At 71.8% G+C, this 19,356-nt stretch carries 22 protein-coding genes; 12 read left to right on the forward strand and 10 right to left on the reverse strand.

Annotated elements, in window-relative coordinates:
• Positions 1-4 precede the first annotated feature (4 nt).
• Positions 5-760, reverse strand: coding sequence for a TetR/AcrR family transcriptional regulator (locus tag AB0M35_RS13240; RefSeq protein ID WP_363744855.1), 756 nt, complete (start codon positions 758-760; stop codon positions 5-7).
• A gap of 95 nt (positions 761-855) precedes the next feature.
• Here AB0M35_RS13240 and AB0M35_RS13245 point away from each other — a divergent pair, with 95 nt between their 5' ends.
• Together AB0M35_RS13245 and AB0M35_RS13250 are read left to right on the forward strand one after the other, a co-directional pair.
• Positions 856-1,824 (forward strand): ATP-binding cassette domain-containing protein, encoded by a 969-nt coding sequence (locus AB0M35_RS13245; RefSeq protein WP_363744857.1) that lies wholly within the window; start codon positions 856-858, stop codon positions 1,822-1,824.
• Positions 1,817-2,581: an ABC transporter permease gene (locus AB0M35_RS13250; protein WP_363744859.1), complete on the forward strand. Its 765-nt coding sequence runs from the start codon at positions 1,817-1,819 to the stop codon at positions 2,579-2,581. The genes AB0M35_RS13245 and AB0M35_RS13250 overlap by 8 nt, the downstream gene beginning before the upstream one ends.
• Positions 2,582-2,676: 95 nt before the next feature.
• Here AB0M35_RS13250 and AB0M35_RS13255 read toward each other — a convergent pair whose 3' ends face one another.
• The 3 genes from AB0M35_RS13255 to AB0M35_RS13265 form a co-directional block, all read right to left on the reverse strand.
• Positions 2,677-3,180 (reverse strand): hypothetical protein, encoded by a 504-nt coding sequence (locus AB0M35_RS13255; RefSeq protein WP_363744861.1) that lies wholly within the window; start codon positions 3,178-3,180, stop codon positions 2,677-2,679.
• Positions 3,181-3,257: 77 nt separating this feature from the next.
• A complete protein-coding gene (locus AB0M35_RS13260) occupies positions 3,258-4,889 on the reverse strand; it encodes a RecQ family ATP-dependent DNA helicase (protein ID WP_363744863.1) in 1,632 nt (543 codons plus the stop codon).
• Positions 4,890-4,954: 65 nt separating this feature from the next.
• The gene (locus AB0M35_RS13265) at positions 4,955-5,905 is read right to left on the reverse strand and encodes a TIGR03557 family F420-dependent LLM class oxidoreductase (protein ID WP_363744865.1); all 951 of its coding nucleotides are present in this window, start codon (positions 5,903-5,905) and stop codon (positions 4,955-4,957) included.
• A gap of 379 nt (positions 5,906-6,284) precedes the next feature.
• Here AB0M35_RS13265 and AB0M35_RS13270 point away from each other — a divergent pair, with 379 nt between their 5' ends.
• A complete protein-coding gene (locus AB0M35_RS13270; protein WP_363744867.1) occupies positions 6,285-7,802 on the forward strand; it encodes a glycoside hydrolase family 3 N-terminal domain-containing protein in 1,518 nt (505 codons plus the stop codon).
• Here AB0M35_RS13270 and AB0M35_RS13275 read toward each other — a convergent pair.
• A complete protein-coding gene (locus AB0M35_RS13275; protein WP_363744869.1) occupies positions 7,786-8,082 on the reverse strand; it encodes a GNAT family N-acetyltransferase in 297 nt (98 codons plus the stop codon). The genes AB0M35_RS13270 and AB0M35_RS13275 overlap by 17 nt on opposite strands.
• Before the next feature lie 61 nt (positions 8,083-8,143).
• Here AB0M35_RS13275 and AB0M35_RS13280 point away from each other — a divergent pair, with 61 nt between their 5' ends.
• The 7 genes from AB0M35_RS13280 to AB0M35_RS13310 all read left to right on the forward strand — a co-directional run bounded on the left by AB0M35_RS13280 (position 8,144) and on the right by AB0M35_RS13310 (position 12,386).
• Positions 8,144-8,509 (forward strand): hypothetical protein, encoded by a 366-nt coding sequence (locus AB0M35_RS13280; RefSeq protein WP_363745221.1) that lies wholly within the window; start codon positions 8,144-8,146, stop codon positions 8,507-8,509.
• A 60-nt stretch (positions 8,510-8,569) separates the two neighbouring features.
• On the forward strand, positions 8,570-9,391 hold the full coding sequence (locus AB0M35_RS13285) for a DUF1206 domain-containing protein (protein ID WP_363744871.1): 822 nt from the start codon (positions 8,570-8,572) through the stop codon (positions 9,389-9,391).
• A gap of 105 nt (positions 9,392-9,496) precedes the next feature.
• A complete protein-coding gene (locus AB0M35_RS13290; RefSeq protein WP_363744873.1) occupies positions 9,497-10,693 on the forward strand; it encodes a mechanosensitive ion channel domain-containing protein in 1,197 nt (398 codons plus the stop codon).
• A 186-nt stretch (positions 10,694-10,879) separates the two neighbouring features.
• Positions 10,880-11,332: a phage holin family protein gene (locus AB0M35_RS13295; RefSeq protein WP_363744875.1), complete on the forward strand. Its 453-nt coding sequence runs from the start codon at positions 10,880-10,882 to the stop codon at positions 11,330-11,332.
• Positions 11,329-11,649: a DUF3618 domain-containing protein gene (locus tag AB0M35_RS13300; protein WP_363744877.1), complete on the forward strand. Its 321-nt coding sequence runs from the start codon at positions 11,329-11,331 to the stop codon at positions 11,647-11,649. The genes AB0M35_RS13295 and AB0M35_RS13300 overlap by 4 nt, the downstream gene beginning before the upstream one ends.
• Entirely contained in the window at positions 11,646-11,918 is a 273-nt protein-coding gene (locus tag AB0M35_RS13305; RefSeq protein ID WP_363744879.1) for a DUF4235 domain-containing protein, read from the forward strand. Before AB0M35_RS13300 ends, AB0M35_RS13305 begins: the two co-directional genes overlap by 4 nt.
• A gap of 264 nt (positions 11,919-12,182) precedes the next feature.
• Positions 12,183-12,386 carry a cold-shock protein gene (locus AB0M35_RS13310; RefSeq protein ID WP_067306996.1) on the forward strand — a complete coding sequence of 68 codons (204 nt, stop codon included), beginning with the start codon at positions 12,183-12,185 and terminating at the stop codon, positions 12,384-12,386.
• Positions 12,387-12,577: 191 nt separating this feature from the next.
• On the opposite strand, the gene AB0M35_RS13315 is transcribed toward AB0M35_RS13310, so the two are convergent.
• On the reverse strand, positions 12,578-12,772 hold the full coding sequence (locus AB0M35_RS13315) for a hypothetical protein (RefSeq protein ID WP_363745223.1): 195 nt from the start codon (positions 12,770-12,772) through the stop codon (positions 12,578-12,580).
• Between the two features lie 56 nt (positions 12,773-12,828).
• On the reverse strand, positions 12,829-13,812 hold the full coding sequence (locus AB0M35_RS13320; protein ID WP_363744881.1) for an aldo/keto reductase: 984 nt from the start codon (positions 13,810-13,812) through the stop codon (positions 12,829-12,831).
• A gap of 235 nt (positions 13,813-14,047) precedes the next feature.
• Here AB0M35_RS13320 and AB0M35_RS13325 point away from each other — a divergent pair, with 235 nt between their 5' ends.
• The gene (locus AB0M35_RS13325; RefSeq protein ID WP_363744883.1) at positions 14,048-15,073 is read left to right on the forward strand and encodes an adenosine deaminase; all 1,026 of its coding nucleotides are present in this window, start codon (positions 14,048-14,050) and stop codon (positions 15,071-15,073) included.
• A 254-nt stretch (positions 15,074-15,327) separates the two neighbouring features.
• Here AB0M35_RS13325 and AB0M35_RS13330 read toward each other — a convergent pair whose 3' ends face one another.
• A complete protein-coding gene (locus AB0M35_RS13330; RefSeq protein ID WP_363744885.1) occupies positions 15,328-16,722 on the reverse strand; it encodes a HAMP domain-containing sensor histidine kinase in 1,395 nt (464 codons plus the stop codon).
• 29 nt (positions 16,723-16,751) lie between these two features.
• Complete coding sequence (locus AB0M35_RS13335; RefSeq protein ID WP_363744887.1) at positions 16,752-17,441, reverse strand: response regulator transcription factor; 690 nt, start codon at positions 17,439-17,441, stop codon at positions 16,752-16,754.
• Between the two features lie 74 nt (positions 17,442-17,515).
• Between AB0M35_RS13335 and AB0M35_RS13340 the strand changes: the two genes are divergently transcribed.
• On the forward strand, positions 17,516-18,436 hold the full coding sequence (locus AB0M35_RS13340) for an ADP-ribosylglycohydrolase family protein (RefSeq protein WP_363744889.1): 921 nt from the start codon (positions 17,516-17,518) through the stop codon (positions 18,434-18,436).
• Between the two features lie 6 nt (positions 18,437-18,442).
• Here AB0M35_RS13340 and AB0M35_RS13345 read toward each other — a convergent pair whose 3' ends face one another.
• A complete protein-coding gene (locus AB0M35_RS13345; RefSeq protein WP_363744891.1) occupies positions 18,443-19,228 on the reverse strand; it encodes a DUF1775 domain-containing protein in 786 nt (261 codons plus the stop codon).
• Positions 19,229-19,356 lie beyond the last annotated feature (128 nt).

The raw sequence follows: 19,356 nt of genomic DNA on the forward strand, positions 1-19,356 counted from the left end.
CGGATCAGCCTCGGGCCGGGCCCGAGGCGCGGCTGCGGATCAGCATCTCGACGCCGTCGAGCATCCGTTCGAGGCCGAAGCGCCACTCCTCGTCGGGGTGCTCCTCGTCGTCGAACGTCTCGGCCAGCAGTTCGTGGATGGCCGGGTACGGGCCGGGCGCGGTGAGCACGGCGAGGTTGCGCCAGTAGCGCAGGCCGACCTCGTCGGGGGTCTGCCCGGACCGGGCGGCAGCCTCGGCGAGATCCAGACTGATCATGGCCCAGCTGCGTGCGTACCCGCTGACCAGCATGATGGTGGAGATCCGCTCGGTGGCACGCAGCCCGGTTCCGCGTAGGGCGAGGAGCCCGTACTCGAACCAGCGGACCTGGTTCGGGTTGATCGGCGGACCGCTGATTGCCACGTGTCGCATCCAGGGCTGTCGGCGCAACGCGACGAGGTTGCCCTCACCCCAGCGAGCCAGGGCCGGTCGCCAGCCCTCGTCGGGGGCGCGGGGTGGTGGCGGCGGGCCGAATGCGGTGTCGACCATGAGATCGAGCAGGTCGTGTTTGGTCGGCACGTACCGGTACAGCGACATGGTCGACACGCCCAGCTCGCTGGCGACCCGGCTCATCGACACCGCCGGCAGCCCCTCGGCCTGGGCGACCTGGATCCCGGTGGCGACCACCTGCTCCAGGCTGAGGCTGCGCTTCGGGCCGCGACTCGATCGGTCGCGCAGCCCCCACGCGAGCGCGATGTTCTCGGGCAGTTCGACGTCGTCCACTCCACCTCCCTGCCAACGACCTTGACCGTCATCCTAGCTTCTGCGTATGGTCTACGCAGTAAAGCGTATGCCATACGCAGTTGATGGGAGTGATCATGACGCATGGACCGCCGGCAGTGGAACTGGAAGACCTGCGCAAGACCTACGGCCACCTCGTGGTGCTGGATCGGCTGACCATGCGGGTGGCCGCCGGTGGCGTGCACGCGCTGCTCGGGCCCAACGGGGCCGGCAAGACCACCACGGTGCGGATCCTGGCCACCCTGACCCGGCCGGATTCGGGGACCGCCCGGGTCGCCGGTCACGACGTGCTGCGCCGACAGCGGCAGGTCCGCCGGGCGATCAGCCTCGCCGGCCAGCACGCGGCACTCGACGACGGGCAGACCGGAGTGGAGAACCTGACCATGCTGGCCCGGCTGACCGGTCTCTCCGGGCCAGCCGCCCGCCGGCGTGCCGCCGCCCTGCTGGAACGCTTCGACCTGGTCGAGGCCGCCGGCCGGCGGGTGCGGACCTACTCCGGCGGCATGCGACGCCGGCTCGACCTGGCGGCCAGCCTGGTCGGCACACCATCGGTGATCTTTCTGGACGAGCCGACCACCGGCCTGGACCCGCGCAGCCGGCAGGGCCTGTGGGAGGTGATCGGCGAACTGGCCCAGGCCGGGGTCACCGTGCTGCTGACCACGCAGTACCTGGAGGAGGCGGACCGGCTCGCCGACCGGATCACGGTGCTGCACCAGGGCCGGCTCGCCGCCGAGGGCACGGCCACCGAACTCAAGCAGCGCTTCGGCGCCCAGCGGCTGGAACTGGTCTGGCGCGACGCGGCGGGATTCGGGCAGGCGACGCAGCGGCTCGGCGACCGGGTCACCCACCGCGACCCGGCCCGGCTGGCACTGGCGGTGACCACCGACGGCAGCGCGCCGGACGTGCGCCGACTGCTCGACGAGATCGACCCGGACCGGCACGGGGTGGTCCGGTTCAATGTCCGGGAGGCGACCCTGGACGACGTCTTCCTGACCCTCACCGGCCAACCGGTGACGGTCGCACCGCAGGAGGTGGCGAATGTCTGAGCTGGCTATCCGGGGTACGCAGACCGCGGTGATGATCGGCCGCTGCGTCCGGCTCTCCCGGCGCAACATCGACGCACTGCTCACCTCGCTGGTGCTGCCGGTGCTGCTGATGCTGCTCTTCGTCTACCTCTTCGGCGGGGCGATCGAGACCGGTTCGGCCTACGTGACCTACGTCGTGCCCGGCGTACTGCTGCTGTGCGCCGGTTTCGGCGCGGCGGGCACCGCGGTGAGCGTGACCACCGACCTGACCGAGGGAATGATCGAGCGGCTGCGCACGATGGACGTCGGCGCCACGTCGATCCTCGCCGGCCACGTGGTGGCGAGCGTGGCCCGCAACCTGGTCTCCACCACGCTGGTGCTGGCAGTGGCCGTCGCCATCGGATTCCGGCCGGCCGTCGAGCCGCTGCGCTGGCTGGCCGCCGCCGGGCTGCTGGTGCTGTTCGTGCTGGCGGTGTCCTGGGTGTCGGCGGCGTTCGGCCTGCTGGCCCGTACTCCGGAGGCGGCCAACGGCTACACCTTCATGGTGATGTTCCTGCCCTACCCGAGCAGCGCGTTCGTGCCGGTGGAGACGATGCCCGGTTGGCTGCGCGGCTTCGCGGCGCACCAGCCGGTCACGCCGGTCATCGAGTCCCTGCGCGGGCTACTGCTCAACACGCCGGTCGGATCGGCACCGGCCCGCGCGGCGGCCTGGTCCCTCGGCATCCTGGCCGTCGGGGTGCTGCTCTCCGCGGTGCTGTTCCGCCGTCGCGTCGCCTGACCGCCGTCGCGGTCGGCGGTGGCCCGCAGGTCCGCCGGTGGATGATCCCGGACATGCGGATGGCGGCGCCGTCCGGCGCCGCCATCCGCAATGGATCAGTCGTTGAGGACCTGCGCCAGCCGGTCGCGGAAGCGTCGCTCCGACGCGCTGACCACGCTGCCGCCCAGGCCGAGCACTCCGCCGCTGCTGGCCGCGCCGACGACCTGCTCGGCGATCTCCACCAGCCAGTGCCGGTACGCGCCGGCCTCGCCCTCGTCGACCTTGGCCGCCAACAACGCCATGGCCTCCTTCGCCCGGGCCAGCACGTCCTCGGCGTAGGCGCGGGGGTCAGCGGGCGCGATGGCGGGCAACTCCTCGCCGGCCTCCGGGTCGCCGACCCGGGTCACCAGCTCACCGGCCACCGCCGCCACCAGCGGGCTGGCGGACTCCCGGCCGGCGGAGATGCTCTCCAGGCCGGCGGCGCTCTCGGCCATGGTGGCCTTGGTGCCGTCGGACTCGGCGGCGCTCGCCGCGGTGAGCACCGACTGCGGAAGACCGACGAGCAGCCCCCACTCCTCGTCGGTGAAACCGAAACCGGTGTACGCCGGTTCTTCGATCACAGCTGTGCCCCTCCCGCTCGTCGTCGGTCTCCTCGCCGGTGCGTACCCGTGCGGGTGCGGCCCACGGCTGGCCCAGGTTAGTCCAGCGACAGCAGCCCCTGTTCGGACACCACGCTGACCGACAGCGTCTTGTACCCGACCTCGTCGAACAGCACCGTCATCCGGCCCTCCTCGTAGCTGAGCACCAGACCCGCACCCCACTCCGGATGCCGTACCTGGCTGTGCACCGGGAACGGGCCCACCGCGCCGTCGTCGGCGACACTCGTGCCGGCGTGACAGTTGTCGCAGTGCCCACAGATCGCGGTCATCTGTTCGCCGAAGTACGCGAGCAGGGTCTGCCCCCGGCAGGCGCTGGTCTCGGCGAAGGCCCGCATCATGTCGGTGCGCGAGCGGGTCAGGTTCTGTTGCCGCTCGGCCTCGGCCAGGGCGGCGTCGGCGGCCGCCACCGGGGTGGGGGAGTAGCGGGGTGCGCCGATCCGCTGCCCCGCGCGGGGTTGGGCGGCACCCACCTGCTCCAGCAGCGCGAGGTACTGGCCGAGCTTGCGTGGTCCCAACCCGGTGCTCTCGCGTAGTTCCTTGCGGGTGCTCGGTCCACGGCGCAACAGCGCCGCCAGGTCACGCAACTCGGTGGCGTCCGGCAGGCCACCGCTGAAGTACCGCTGCAACCCGATGTCCTCGGCCTGCCAGAGCAGCAGTACGCGGGCGGGCTGGCCGTCGCGCCCGGCACGACCGATCTCCTGGAAGTAGCTGTCCGGTGAGTCGGGCAGCGCCATGTGCACCACCCAGGCGATGTTGGGCTTGTCGATACCCATGCCGAACGCCGAGGTCGCCACCATGATCGGCACCTGGTCGGCGAGGAACGCCTCGTGCAGCCGGGTGCGGGCGCCGCCGGGCATCCCGCCGTGGTAGTACTGCGCCGGGAAGCCCGTCTCGGTGAGGCGGGCGGCCAGGTCCTCAGCGGCCCGGCGGGTCGGCACGTAGATGATGCCCGGCCGCTCGTCCTGCTCCAGCAGCGCGATCAGCCGCCGCCACCGGTAGTCCTCGGTCGGGCAGTGCGCCACCTCGAAGAAGAGGTTGGGCCGGTCCAGCCCGGACACCACGATCTCCGGGTCGCGTAGCCGTAGCCGGGCGACGATGTCCTCGCGTACCGGTGGGGAAGCGGTGGCGGTCAGCGCCACCACCGGCGGACGGCCGATGCCCTCGATGAGCTGGCCCAGTGCCAGGTAGTCCGGTCGGAAGTCGTGCCCCCAGGCGGAGATGCAGTGTGCCTCGTCGATGGCGACCAGGGCCGGTTTCAGCTCGCGCACCTCGGCCAGCCGTTGCGGGTTGGCCAGTTGTTCCGGCGTGATGAAGAGGAACTCGGCCCGTCCGTCGCGGATCTCGGCGATCGCCTCGGCCTGCTGGCTGGGCGCCTCGTCCGAACTGATCCGCACCGCGCGCAGTTCCGGTCGCCGGCGTTCGTTGAGCGCGGCTATCTGGTCCTGTTGCAGGGCGAGCAGCGGCGAGATCACCACGGTGGGGCCGGGGATCAGGCTGGCCGGGATCTGGTAGATCGCCGACTTGCCGGCGCCGGTGGGCAGGACCACCAGGGCGTCGCGGCGCTTCATCACCGCCCGCATGGCGGCGAGCTGGTTGGGCCGCAGGGTGCTCCAACCGAACAGGCTGCGAGCCGCGCGGCGCAACGACATCGGGTGCGTGGTCAGTTTCATCGAGGGCCGCAGGTACCCGGGCGGCAGCGTCGCGAAACCGGGCCCGGCCTGCCTTCCGGCGACGGTCAGCCCAGCCTCGGCAGCACCTCGCGCTGGTACAGGTCGAGCAGCCCCTGCCAGTGCGGTCCGGTGTTGGCGACGTAGACCTCGTCGAAACCCGCCTTCGCGTACGCGTCGATCCGCGCCAGGTGCGCGTCGGCGTCGCGGCCGCAGACGAAACTCTCGCGCAACGCCTGCGGGTCGACCAGTTGGGCGGCCTGCTCGAAGTGTCGGGGCGAGGGCAGCACCTGCAACAGTTCACCGGGGATCGCCTCGGTCGGCCAGCGCTCGTAGGCCAGTCGTACGCCCTCCTGCTCGGTCGGCGCGTAGGCGGCCTTGAAGCCGCCCTGGCACGGCTTGTCGCCGCCGCCGTTGTCGCGGAACCGGCGCACCAGGTCGGCGTCGGGCATCGTGTTGACGAAGCCGTCGCCGATGCGGGCGGCGAGGTCGATCGCCTTGGGGCCGAAGGCGGAGACGTAGACCGGTGGCGGGGTCTCGGGCCGCGTGTAGATGCGGGCGTGTTCGACCCGGTAGTGGCGTCCGTGGTGGTTGACGAACTTGCCACGCCACAGTTCCCGCATCACCTCGACCGCCTCCTCCAGCATCTGCAACCGGATGTCGGCCTGCGGCCACGGGTCGCCGAGGATGTGCTCGTTGAGCGCCTCACCGGAGCCGACACCGAGGATGAAGCGCCCCTCGTGCAGCACCGCACTGGTCGCCGCCGCCTGGGCCAGCACGGCGGGGTGGATGCGTGTGGTCGGGCAGGTCACCGCAGTGGTGACGGGCAGCCGGCATGCCTGGCTCAGGGCACCGATCATCGACCAGACGAAGGGACTCTGACCCTGCGCGTCGATCCAGGGGTGGTAGTGGTCGGAGATCCACAATCCGGCGAATCCGGCCCGTTCGGCGGCCCGTGCCTGGGCCAGCAGTTCCGCGGGCGAATACTCCTCGGTGGACAGGAAATAGCCGATCTTCATGGGCTGCCCCTCGCCGTGTCGGTGTCCCGGCAGGCGGTACCCCACGGCGGGCGGGTCACACCCGGCGGCGGGTCAGCGCCGGAACATCGCCCGGATCGCGAGGAACAGCAGCAGGCCGCCGACCACCAGGCCGAGCAGGCGTACGCCGGGAATGTCGGCCGGGCTCGTGGCGTCGGCCAGCAGCAGGTCCATCTCCGCACTCTCTCGGGACAGCGCTCCCAAGGCAACTGTAAGGTTTATTGACTATTCGTTGGCGTGGTGTGACCATGTCTGCACCGTCGGGTGGCGGGACCGCAGCGGAGAAGACGAGGTCGACAACCGGCATGAGCGACAAATCAGCAGGGCAGTGCGGGCACGCGGCGAGCGGAGGAGAGCGGGCATGAGCGCGTCCAACGGAAACCTGGCGGCGCTGGCGCTCGCGGTCCTGCAACCCGGTTTCGTCGGGACCGTCCCGCCCGACTGGGTCCGTCGCCGGCTCGGTGACGGGCTCGGGTCGGTGGTCCTGTTCAGCCGCAATGTCGTCGACGCGGAGCAGGTCGGCGCGCTGACCGCGGCGTTGCGGGCGGAGCGGCCGGACGTCATCGTCGCGATCGACGAGGAGGCCGGCGACGTCACCCGGATCGAGTCGGTCCGGGGCAGCTCCCGGCCGGGCAACCTCGCCCTCGGCATGGTGGACGACCCGGCACTCACCGAGGAGGTGGCCCGTGACCTCGGCGCCGAACTCGCCGACGCCGGAGTGACCCTGAACTACGCGCCGGACGCCGACGTCAACTCCAACCCGGACAATCCGGTGATCGGTGTCCGCTCGTTCGGTGCCGAGGCGGCGCTGGTGGCCCGGCACACCACTGCCTGGGTACGCGGCCTGCAATCCAGCGGCGTCGCCGCCTGCGCCAAGCACTTCCCGGGCCACGGCGACACCCACGTCGACTCGCACCACGATCTGCCCCGGATCACCGCCGACCGGGCCCGGCTGGACGCCGTCGAACTGGCCCCCTTCCGCGCCGCCGTCGCCGCCGGCGTGCAGGCGGTGATGACCGGGCATCTGCTGGTGCCGGCGCTGGATCCGCAGCTGCCGGCCACCTTGAGCGGGCGCATCCTCGGTGGCCTGCTACGGGAGGAGATGGGCTTCAACGGGGTGGTGGTGACCGACGGGATCGAGATGCAGGCGGTGGCGGGCCGGTACGGCCTCGCCGGGGCGGTGGTACGAGCGCTCGCCGCCGGTGCCGACGCGATCTGTGTGGGTGGCGAGCACGCCGACGAGGAAACCGTTCATCACCTGCGGGACGCCATCGTCGCCGCGGTCGTCGGCGGGGAACTGCCGGAGGAACGGTTGACCGAGGCCGCCAAGCGCGTCGGTCAGCTCGCCGCCTGGACGGTGGCGGCCCGGGCGGCCCGGCCCGGGTTGGTTGGTGGCCCGGCCGACGGTGCGGGTTCGGCGGTCGGACTGGCTGCGGCGCGCCGGGCGGTCCGGGTCACCAGCACCGGCGGGGACGTCGTACTGCCACTGGTCGGCGCCGCGCACGTGGTGGAGTTCGAACCTCCGCACAACATCGCGATCGGCGCGGACACCCCGTGGGGGGTGGCGGCTCCCTTGGCCGAACTGGTGCCAGGCACCACCGGAGTCCGCTACACCGAGGGTGCGACGCCGACCGACCCGGGTGCTGCCGCCGTCGGCCGTCCCCTGGTCCTGGTCGTGCGGGACCTGCACCGGCACAGCTGGATGCGCGCCGCCGTCGACCGGGCGCTGGCCACCAGACCCGACGCGGTGGTGGTGGAGCTGGGGGTTCCCGCGCTGGTCACCGGTGAGGTGCACATCGCCACCCATGGCGCCACCCGGGCCGCGGGTCGGGCCGCGGCCGAGTTGCTCAGCGGCGCCGCCGTCATGCCAGGCTGGTGACCAGGTCGGCGTACTCGGGGTGGCGTTTGAGGAACGCGGCCATGAAGGGGCACTGTGGCACCACCCGCTGGCCCTGGGCGCGGACCTGGTCCAGCGTGCCGCGCATCAACGCCGAGCCGACGCCCATGTTCTGGAACGCCGGGTCCACCTCGGTGTGGGTGAAGACCAGTACCTCCTTGCGGGGCAGGTACGCGGTGAACCCGGCCAGTGCGTTGTCGACCAGGATCTCGTAGCGGTGTTTGGCGGGGTTCTCCTCGACCAGCATGCTCACGTCGCCCATTGTCCACCGGCCGGCGGGACACCGATGGTGTTCGCCGGCGTCTCGTACGCTGGGCGGTGTGATGAACCGACCCCCCGCCGGTAAGACTCCGCGTATCCCCGTCCGCAAGCTCGCCGGTCTGCTGGCCGGCCTCGCACTGGGCACGGCACTGCTGACCGGTTGCAGCTCGGAAGGCGCGAGCACCGACTGCGGGCTGGACGCCTGCACGGTGACCTTCGACCGTGGTGTCGAGGCCAACGCCAACATTCTCGGTGTCGAGGCCAAGCTGGTCGGCGTCCAGAACGACCAGGTCACCCTCGACATCGCCGGTGAGCAGTTGACGCTGACCGTCGGCCAGCAGGCCGCCGACGTCGGCGGCCTCGCGGTCACCCTGGACAGCGTCACCGATTCGCAGGTCGCGGTCCGAATCGCCCGCAACCCGGGCTGACGGTCACCACGGGCGGCGGCACCACGTTTGGAAATCTTCGCGTCCGGAGATTGAGGGCCCATGTCTCTCACCCGGAACGCCGAAGCCACCGCCGCCCGTACGGCCGACAGCAGGTGGCTGGAACTCCTCGCCCGGGCCGGCTTCATCGGTTACGGGATCGTGCATCTGTTGTTCGGTTGGCTGGCGCTACAGATCGCGTTCGGCAACTCCGCCGACGACGGCGACCAGTCCGGCGCGCTGCGTACCCTCGCGGCGCAACCCATGGGCAAGTTCCTCGTCATCGCGATCGCCGTCGGCATGCTGGCCATGGCGATCTGGCAGGCCCTGGAGGCGGCCGTCGGGCACCACGCCGCACGGGGCAACGACCGGACCAAGGAACGGGTCATCTCCGCCGCCCGGACGGTCATCTACCTCTGGCTGGCCTGGACGGCCTGGAAGGTCTTCTCCAACGCCAACTCCGACAGCGCCTCCCAGCAGGAGGAGCTCACCGCGCGGATGATGGAGTCCACCGGTGGCCGCTGGCTGGTCGGTCTCGCCGGCCTGGTGCTCGCCGGGATCGGCGTCGGCATGGTCGTCTACGGGGCCAAGAAGAAGTTCATGAAGCGGCTGAAGACCGGCGAGATGAACGCCCGGACCACCCAGCTCGCCCGCCGTCTCGGCATGGCCGGCTACATCTCCCGGGGCAGCGCCTTCGCGGTCACCGGTCTGCTGGTCGTGCTGGCCGCGGTCAACTACGACCCGGAGAAGGCCCGAGGGCTCGACGCCGCCCTGCGCACCCTGCGCGACCAGCCCTTCGGCACCATCCTGCTGATCCTGATCGGCCTGGGCATCGCCGCCTTCGGCGTCTACTGCTTCCTCCAGTCCCGCTACCGCAAGGTCTGATTCCTCCGGCCGGCCATCGCCCTCAGCGGTGGCCGGCGACGGCGATCCGAGGCAACATAGCCCCTTTGTGCGGATCTTGCCGTCAGCCCGGAGGGAGAGGAACACGTGCACAGCTACCTGGTTACGGTCGTCGCCGCGCTCGCCGCGGCGGCGACCGCCGTCGTCGTCGTCGAGGTGGTGCATCGGCTCATCAAACGGTGGGGGCGCCGCTCGGTGCTGCTGACCGAGTTGGCCGAGCACGCGCACCGGGCCGCCCAGGTGGCCGCGACGGTGCTCGCCGTGCAGTTCGCCATCCGGTTCAGCACCGGGTACGCCGTCGGCACCGCCTGGCGGCAGGTGACGCTGCACCTGCTGGTGCTCGTGGTCATCGCCACCAGTGCCTGGCTGGTCGCCTCCCTGCTGGTGGTGGTCGAGGACACCGCACTGGCCCGGTTCCGCGTCGACGTGCCGGACAACCGGCACGCCCGCCGGGTGCGCACCCAGGTCGTCATGCTCCGTCGGGTCACCATCGTGGTGATCGTGATCCTCACCCTCGGCGTGATGCTGATGACCTTCCCCGCCGTACGCGGTATCGGTGCCGGCGTACTGACCAGCGCCGGTGTGGTCGGTATCGTCGCCGCGCTGGCCGCGCAGAGCCTGCTCGGCAACCTCTTCGCCGGGCTGCAACTGGCCTTCAGCGACGCGGTGCGCCTCGACGACGTGGTGGTGGTCGAGGGGGAGTGGGGCCGGATCGAGGAGCTGACGCTCAGCTACGTGGTGGTGCAGATCTGGGACGACCGGCGGCTGATCCTGCCCACCTCCTACTTCACCAGCACCCCGTTCCAGAACTGGACCCGCACCGAGGCCGCCGTGCTCGGCACGGCCGAGTTCGAGGTCGACTGGTCGGTTCCGGTGCAGGCCATGCGGGAGGAGTTGCGCCGCCTGGTGGAGAGCACCGAGCTGTGGGACGGCCGGGTCTGCGTACTCCAGGTGACGGACGCTACCGGCGGCATGATCAAGATTCGCGCGCTGGTGAGCGCCGCCAGCGCCGGCGCACTGTGGGACCTGCGCTGTCTGGTCCGGGAACACCTGGTGGCGTGGGTACGCGACCAGCGCCCCACCGCGATGCCCCGACTGCGTGCCGAGGTCGGCGACGGTGCCGGCACCCTGCCCTGGCAGTGGGTACGCCCCTCGCGGGCGCCGCGCCGTCGCGCCGAGGCCGAGGTGCCGGACGACGCGCGCCTCTTCGGCGGCAGCGACGACGGCCAGGCCCGTAGTGAGGCGTTCATCGGTCCCGACGAACCCGCGCCGGCGCACCGCTGAGCTTTGGATCGGCCGGAAACTGGTGGGGCCGTCGCCGTTTGGCGGCGGGTTTTCCGGGGACCTGCTGCGGGACGCTTCTGTCCCGTCCCGGTGGCTGCGTCGGGCGGCGAGTCGACCACCTGCGGGCAGGATTGACCGGCGGCGAGTTCGGGCATACAGCGCGGTGATGAACGAGAGGGGGACAGCATGGCTGACGTGGCGAATGTCCGGACATCCCACAACGGGAGGACGCCCCACAACGGGAGCGAACCGTCCACCGCCGAGCTGGTCCAGCGGGCGGCTGAGCAGGTGTCCCGCCTGGTACGCGACGAACTCACGCTCGCCCGCGCCGAGCTGACGCAGAAGGGCAAGCACGCCGGCATCGGGGTCGGCCTGCTTGCCGGCGGCGGCGCGTTCGCGTTCTTCGGTCTCGGTGCGCTGATCACCGCCGTGATCCTGCTGCTGGCCCTGGTGCTGCCGGCGTGGGCCGCCGCGCTGATCGTGGCGGTGGCCGTGTTGCTGATCGCCGGCGTGCTCGCCCTGATCGGACGACGGCAGGTCAAGCGGGCGGTGCCACCGGTGCCCCAGGCGACCGTACGCAGTCTGCGTGCCGACGTCGACGTGGTCAGCGCCGCTGTCAAGGACAGGGGACGGGCATGACGCGCAACGGCACCGGCGACACCGAGGCGCTGCGAGCGGAGATCCGGCGTACCCGGGTCGAGTTGGGCGAGACCATGGAGGCGCTGGCCGCCAAGGCCGACGTCAAGAAGCGGCTGAAGTCCTCTGCGGACCAGGCCCGGGAGCGGGTGCGGGGTCAGGCCGCGATGACCGTCGCCCGGGTCCGCGCGCAGACCGGCCTGAGCCGAGAGGTGGCGGCGGACGGGGCCCGCAGCGGTCCGGCGCCCTTTGTGGCGCTGGCTGCCGGGGCGGTCGTCGCCGCGGTGATTCTGGCCATCATCCAGGGGAGGCGGCGATGAGCAAGAGGATGGGCAAGGTCGCCTACCGGCCGGTCGGTGTGCTCATGGGCATCGCCGCCGGTGCGATCGCCGGCAGCATCTTCCGCCAGGTGTGGAAGATGACCGCTGGAGACGGCGAGGCTCCCAACGCGACCGACGAGGACCGGCGGTGGGGTGAGATCCTCGCGGCCGCGGCCCTGCAGGGCGCCATCTTCGCCGTCGTCCGAGCCGCTGTGGACCGAGGCGGAGCGGTGGGCGTACGCCGGCTGACCGGCAGTTGGCCCGACTAGGCCGGCTCGGCGAGAGGTCCTTTCGGCTCGTGTACAGCCGCCATCGCAGTGGTGCCGACGTATCCGTCAGGTCACATGTCGGAGAATTTCGTCGGGTAGGCTGTGCAGAGTTTTTGTGTACGTGGTTTGCTGTTCCACGCTGTTGAGAGATGGCGTGGGTTGAGAGAAGTCTCCTTCACCGGGGGCCGCCTCAGGCGCCGCTGCTCGAAAACGGCCAACCGGCCGCACGGCGTGCTTGGCCGCCAGTTTTAGAAGGAGATACACATGGCGCAGGGAACCGTGAAGTGGTTCAACGCTGACAAGGGCTTCGGCTTCATCACCGTCGACGGCGGGGGTGCAGACGTCTTCGTCCACTTCTCGGCCATCCAGTCCAGCGGCTACCGCTCGCTGGAGGAGAACCAGCGGGTGGAGTTCGAGATCGCCCAGGGCCAGAAGGGTCCGCAGGCCGAGCAGGTCCGCCCCCTCTGACAACACCGATCGGCGGCTGCCGGCCAGTGGCGAGGCCGCCCCACACATCGGTGTGAAGCCCCGCGTTCCGACAGGACGCGGGGCTTTTCATGTCCGCCGCAGCGGGACGGTGCCGACCAGTCCCGTCGACTGTCGCAAGAGGTCGGACGGGACCGGCCGGTGCCCGACCGGCGTCGGACACCGGCCGCCGGTCAGCGGCGGTTGCGGGCGCGGACGCCGAGCCAGAGCAGGACCACGCCGGCCAGCATCAGTACCGGACCGATCAGGGCCCAGATCCGGTGGCCGGCCATCACGCTGCCCTCGACGTAGCCCAGCCCCTGCACCGTGCAGGCCGCGCCGAGGACCACGCCCAGCAGGCCGAGCGTGAGTCGGAACCACCCGCTCATCGCGACTTCCCTGTCGTCGGGTCGACCGGCGGCGACACCGTCGGTGGTTGCTTCGTTCACCATCGGTGATGCACCTGCGGGCGGATCAGCTCGTCGTAGACCGCGGTCACCTCGGTCAGCTCCGATGTCGACAGTGGTGGCTGACCGGCTGCGGCGACGTTGGCGCGGGCCTGTGCCGCGTCCCGGGCGCCGGGGATGACCACGGTGACCCCGGGCTGGTCGAGTACCCAGCGCAGCGCGAACTGGGCCATCGTCCGGTCGGTGCCGACCAGCGGGGCGAGCCGGCGTACGGCGGCCAGGCCGGTGGAGAAGTCGACGCCGGAGAACGTCTCGCCGACGTCGAACGCCTCGCCGTGCCGGTTGTACGAGCGATGGTCGTCGGCGGCGAAGGTGGTGTGCTCGTCGTAGCGACCGGAGAGCAGCCCGCTGGCCAGCGGCACGCGGGCGATGATGCCCACCCCGGCGCTCGCGGCGGCCGGCAGTACCCGCTCCAGCGGCTTGTGGCGCAGCGCGTTGAGGATGATCTGAACGCTGGCCACTGCGGGGCGGGCGATCGCGGTCAGCGCCTCGTCGCAGGTCTCCACGCTGACCCCGTACGCGGCGATGCGTTTCTCGTCGACCAGGGTGTCGAGGGCGTCGAAGACCGCGTCGTCGGCGAAGACCACCGTCGGCGGGCAGTGCAGCTGCACCAGATCCAGGGTGTCCACCCCGAGGTTCGCCCGGGACCGGTCGGTCCACTTGCGGAAGTTGTCCAGGGTGTACGCCTCGGGTGTCTGCGGCACGCGACGACCCATCTTGGTCGCCACGGTCAGCGTGGCGTCCGGGCGGGCGGCCCGGAACCGGCCGATCAGCTGCTCGCTGCGCCCGTCGCCGTACACGTCGGCCGTGTCCAGGAAATTGACGCCGGCCTCGACGGCGGCGCTGAGCACGGCCATCGCGTCGTCCTCGCTGACCGTGCCCCAGTCGGCGCCGAGCTGCCAGGCGCCGAGGCCGACCACGCCGGCCTGCCGCCCCAGCCGGGGGAAGGTGCGTTGCTCCATGGGGCGAGCCTAGTGGCCGTGCCCGCATCGGGCCGGGTCGGGCCGCAATCCAACAATACGTACGTACGGTTTGCGCCTTGCCGGGTGTCGCCGGCTGAGCTGGACCCGCCTGGAAGACTGGCCGGGTGCACCGGTACCGCTCGATCCGTTACGAATCCTCCAGCGCCCAGGTGCACGTTTCGTCCTGTCGGATTTTCGTCGTCGCCCGTACCGGCGCCCGTGCCCAGGAGAACCCGTGACCGATCTACGTACCTTCATCGCCGGACTGCCCAAGGTGGAGCTGCACGTGCACCACGTCGGCTCCGCGTCTCCCCGGATCGTGGCCGAACTGGCCGCCCGGCACGAGGGGCGCAGCCCGGTTCCGGCGGATCCGCAACTGCTGGCCGACTACTTCGTGTTCCGCGACTTCGCACACTTCATCGAGCTCTACCTCAGCGTCGTGGACCTGATCCGGGACCAGGAGGACGTCTGGATCCTCACCCACGAGGTGGCCCGGGAGCTGGCTCGCCAGCAGGTCCGCTATGCCGAGCTGACCGTGACGCCGTACTCGCACGTGCGCCGCGGCATCCCCGCTCCGGCGTTCTGCGAGGCCATCGAGGACGCCCGCAAGCGGGCCGCCGCCGACTTCGGCATCGAGCTGCGCTGGTGCTTCGACATTCCGGGCGAGGCGGGGCTGGCGGCTGCCGAGGAGACGCTGCGGATCAGCCTCGACCAGCGTCCCGAGGGGCTGGTCAGCTTCGGCCTGGGTGGGCCCGAGATCGGGGTGCCGCGCCCGCAGTTCAAGCCCTACTTCGACCAGGCCCGGGCGGCGGGGTTGCACTCGGTACCGCACGCCGGGGAGACCACCGGTCCGCAGACCGTCTGGGACGCGCTGCGCGAGCTGGGTGCCGAGCGCATCGGCCACGGCATCTCCGCGGCACAGGATCCGCAACTGCTCGAACACCTCGCCGAGCGGCAGATCCCGATGGAGGTGTGCCCGACCTCCAACGTACGGACCCGGGCCGTGTCGCGCATCGAGGAGCACCCACTGCCCCGCCTGGTCGAGGCCGGGCTGCTGGTGACCATCAACTCCGACGACCCGCCGATGTTCGGCACCACCCTCGACGACGAGTACGCGGTGGCCGCCCGGTTGCTGAACGCCGGCCCGGCACAGGTGGCGGACCTGGCCCGCAACGCGGTGAGCGCGTCCTTCCTCGACGACACCGGCAAGCGTCGGATCATCAGCGAGATCGACGCCTACGTCTCCGCTGCCGCTGGTTGATCGAGCCGGCAAGTACGACTCAAGTGGCGCGCGGCGGGAGGAGGTGTGGGGGGACCATGTCTCCCGCCGCGCGCACGGCTCCACCGGCCCGGTGCGCTGGGAGCGGAGGGCCGGTGGAACTGCTGGGTTCGAAAGGAATCCTGACAGTAGGCGGCCGACCCTGGTCCCGGGTTAATCCGGATCTAAGGAAGACTTGCGCCGGGGCACAGCCCGTTAACGTCGGCGAATCGTGGCGCTCGGGCGTCCGCTCCGGTTCAGGTGTCGGTCGGGCGCTGTCGGGGCCACCGGCGTCCGCTGCTCTTCTGCTCCCGGGCCATCCGACCCACCAGGCCGAACCGGCTTACCTGACGCGGCGTCGCCTCCGGATCGGCGAGCAGCATCACCACGCTCGCGCCGCCCAGCCGGGCCCGGTCGATGCTCACCGAACCGTTGGCCTGCAACGCCACCCGCTTGGCGATGTCCAGCCCCAGCCCGGTGGAACCCTGGTCGCTGGCGCCGCGGCGCAGGGCCCGGTCCGCATCGACGATGCCCGGTCCGGCGTCGTCGATGCGGATGGCCACGTACCCGTCGCGCCGGGAGACCGCCACCTCGAACGCGGTGCCCTGCGGGGTGTAGCGGAACACGTTGCCGATCACCGCGTCCAGCGCGGCGGCCAGCTCTGCCCGGGGCACCGGCGCGGGGATCCGCAACTGGGCGCCGATAACCCGGTGCGGGCGGTTCTGATCGCCCGCCAGGGCCGCCCAGAAAACCATCCGGTCCCGGACCACCTCGCTGACATCGCACATGGCCGGGCCCGCCTCGGTGGCCACCGCCTTGCGGGTGGTCTTGATCAGCGTGTCGATCTCACCTTCCAGGGTGACGATCGCCTGCCGGATCCGCCGGATCCCCCGCCGGTGGTCGAGCTCCGCCTGGCTGAACGAGCCCACGCTGGTGTCGTCGGGTTCCAGCGCCTCGGCGTCCAGCCGAAGCACGGTCAGCGGGGTCCGTAGCCGGTGCGACAGGTCCGCCACGAGCTCCCGCTCCTCGGTGCGGGCCGCGACGAAACGTTCGGCCATCCGGTTGAAGGCGTGGCCTGCCTCGGCCAGCTCGCGCGGGCCGCTCGGCTCGACGCGTACGCCCAGGTCGCCGTCGCCCACCGCGAGGGCCGCCTTGACCAGATCCCGGGTGGCGTCCACGGCCCGCGCGGCGACCCGGTCCACCACCAGCACCGCCGCGCCCACCAGAGCGACGGCCACGCCGGCGAGCAGCAGCCACCTGCCACCGGCGTCCCCGCCGAGCGCGGACTCCGGGATGAAGACCTCCACCACGGCGGTCCGGTCGGCCAGCACCACCGGATCCAGTCGCAACACGCCACCGTCGACGTCCAGCACCACCGAACGCTGCTCGGCACGGGCCTGCGCCAACTGGTCGGCGTCGGCTCGCCCGGACGAGGAGACGCCGGCCATGCCGTGCACCACCGGTCGGGTCGCCGGATCGTCGCCACTGGCCTCGACCGCGCGGGCCACCACGTCCGGTTCGGCGCTCACCGCGAGTGCCCCGGTCACCAGCGCGCTGCGCCGGGCCGCGTCGGCGACCGCCTCCTCTCGGGCCTGCCCGCCGAGGGCCAGCCCGAGCGGGATCAGGAAGGCGAGCGCCAGCAGGGCGCCCATGCCGGCCGTCAACAGGGCCAGCGACCGCCTCAGTCCGGCGCCACCAGCCGGAAGCCCACCCCCCGCACGGTGCGCAGGTAGCGCGGCTTCGCCGCGGACTCGCCCATTTTGCGCCGTAGCCAGTACAGGTGAACGTCGATGGTCTGATCCTCGCCGACCGACGGTTGCCGCCATACCTCCTCCAAGAGCTCCCGCCGGGACACTACCCGGCCTGGGCGCGCGGCGAGATAAGCCAGCAGGTCGAATTCCTTTCGGGTCAGCGCCAGCGCCTCCCCGTCGAGCTGCGCGCTGCGTTCGCCGAGGTCGACGCGCAGGCCGCCCACGCTGAGCACGACCGGCTGCTCCGCCCGACTGGCCCGCCCCACCCGGCGCAGCACACTGGTGATCCGGGCGTCCAGGTGCGCGCCGGTGAACGGCTTGACCATGTAGTCGTCGGCCCCGGCGCGCAACAGCCTGACCACGGACTGTTCGTCGTCGCGGGCGGTGGCGATGATGATCGGCACGTCGGTGATGCCGCGCAGCATCCGTAGGGCGTCCGAACCGTCCAGATCCGGCAACCCCAGATCGAGTACGACGAGGTCAGGTGTTTCCGCGGCGACCCGGCGCAGCGCGTCCAGGGCGGTGCCCACCGCGTGTACCGCGTGGCCCCGATCGGTGAGGGAACGAAGCATCGCGCCGCGTACGACGTGATCGTCTTCGACCAGGAGGACGGTGGCCACCCCAGCACGGTACTCGGCGCGGCAGACGACACGTCATTGCGGCCCGCCGCGGAACCCGCCAAGCTGGTGCAACGATGACGTTCACCCTTTACCCGGACACCCGACTGACGCTGGCCCGGGACAGTCTCGCCGGCCTGTCGGTCGGTGACGCCCTCGGATCCCAGTTCTTCGTACCCGGCCGGCAGTCGACCGACCTGGCCGCCGGACTGCTCCCGCCACCGCCGTGGCAGTGGACCGACGACACCGAGATGGCCTGCTCGGTAGTGGCCGCCCTCGGGGAGGCGGGCAGCATCGACCGCGACGCCCTGGCCCTCGCGTTCGCCGAGCGCTGCGAACCGTACCGGGGCTACGGCCCGGGTGCGGTGCGCATCCTGCGGCTGATCCGTACCGGCACCCCGTGGCCGGTCGCCGCCGCGTCCGCCTTCGACGGGCAGGGCTCCTGCGGCAACGGCGCGGCGATGCGGGTCGGGCCGCTCGGTGCGTACTTCGCCGACTCGACCAGCCGGGCCGCCGCGCAGGCACGGGCGTCGGCCGAGGTGACCCATGCCCACCCGGAGGGGGTCGCCGGAGCGGTCGCGGTGGCCGTGGCCGCCTCGCTGGCCGCGCGGGCCCGCCTGGACGGCGACCGGCCCACCCCGGCCCGGCTGCTCGCCGGGGTGGCCGCCGCGCTGGACCCGGCGACCGAGGTGCACCGAGGCGTACGCCGGGCGGGCGGACTGCTCGGCCGTCCGCTGCCCGAGATCGTGGCGGCGCTCGGCAACGGTGCCCGGGTCACCGCGCAGGACACCGTCGCCTTCACCCTGTGGGTGGCGGCCACCCACCTGGACGACTATCCGGCGGCCGTGCGGGCCTGCGTCGAGGCGGGTGGGGACGTGGACACCACCGCCGCCATCGTCGGCGCGGTGGTGGCCGGGTACACCGGAGTGGGCACCCCGGGTGGGGTGCCCACCGACTGGCTGGCGGCTCGGGAGCCGCTACCGGACTGGGCCGGCTGACCTCGCTCAGCGCGCGGCGCCAGCCGGCTGCTCGTCGAGCACCGAGCGGTCGATCTCCTCGGTGTTGCCGCGGCGCCGCCGGCTGACCAGCCAGCCCAGCACGGCACCGCCGCCGAGACCGGCGAGCAGGCCGGCGGCGAGCAGGCTGTTGGCGTTCAGGCCGCTGTCGGTGGCGGCCGGGGCCGGCGGGGTGTCGACCGGCGCGCCGCCCGGAGCCGCACCGTGCCCCCCACCATGAGCGCCCGGGTAGGCCGGATCGCCCGGGGTCAGGGTCAGCGGCGGCAGCGGGCGCTGACCGGGGCCGTCGCCCCAGTGCACCTGGAGGCCGTCGGCGTAGGTCTGGATCAGTTCGAAGGTCAACTGCTCGGTCTGGGGCAGCGGGGCCATCGAGAAGACCAGGCGGGCCGGGCCTGCATCCGCCGGGCCCAGGGCGCGGGACCAGGTCAGTGCGGCGGTGACGACGTCGGTGGCCGGGCCGTGCATACCCGCTACCGGCACGTCCAGCTTGCGGGTGGTGATCGCCGGTGCCCACCCCGGCACCGACAGCGGGTAGACCTCGGCGATCGGCGGGTCCACCGGCATCCGGATCTCGATCCGTTCGGTACGCACCCCCGGCCGTTCGTCCGGCACGGTGAACTCCATCTTCACCGAGTTGCCCTGCTGTGCCTCGGTCGGGGTGAAGGTGACCCCGTCGGCCCACGCCGTCGCGGGCCAGAGCAGCACCGTGGCGGTGGCCAGCACGGCCACCAGCCCACCCCGGTGTCGACGACTCCCGCCGCGCGTCATCGCCATCTGGCCCCCATCCGGTGTCGACAGGACCGGAACGAACTCCGGCCACACCTGGTAGTTCGGATGCCGGGCCGGAAAGGTTCAACGCCGGCCGGCGCTCGGGCGGCGGCGGTGGCCGACGGGGCGACCGA

The organism is Micromonospora sp. NPDC051196, from assembly GCF_040682415.1.
GTDB lineage: Bacteria > Actinomycetota > Actinomycetes > Mycobacteriales > Micromonosporaceae > Micromonospora.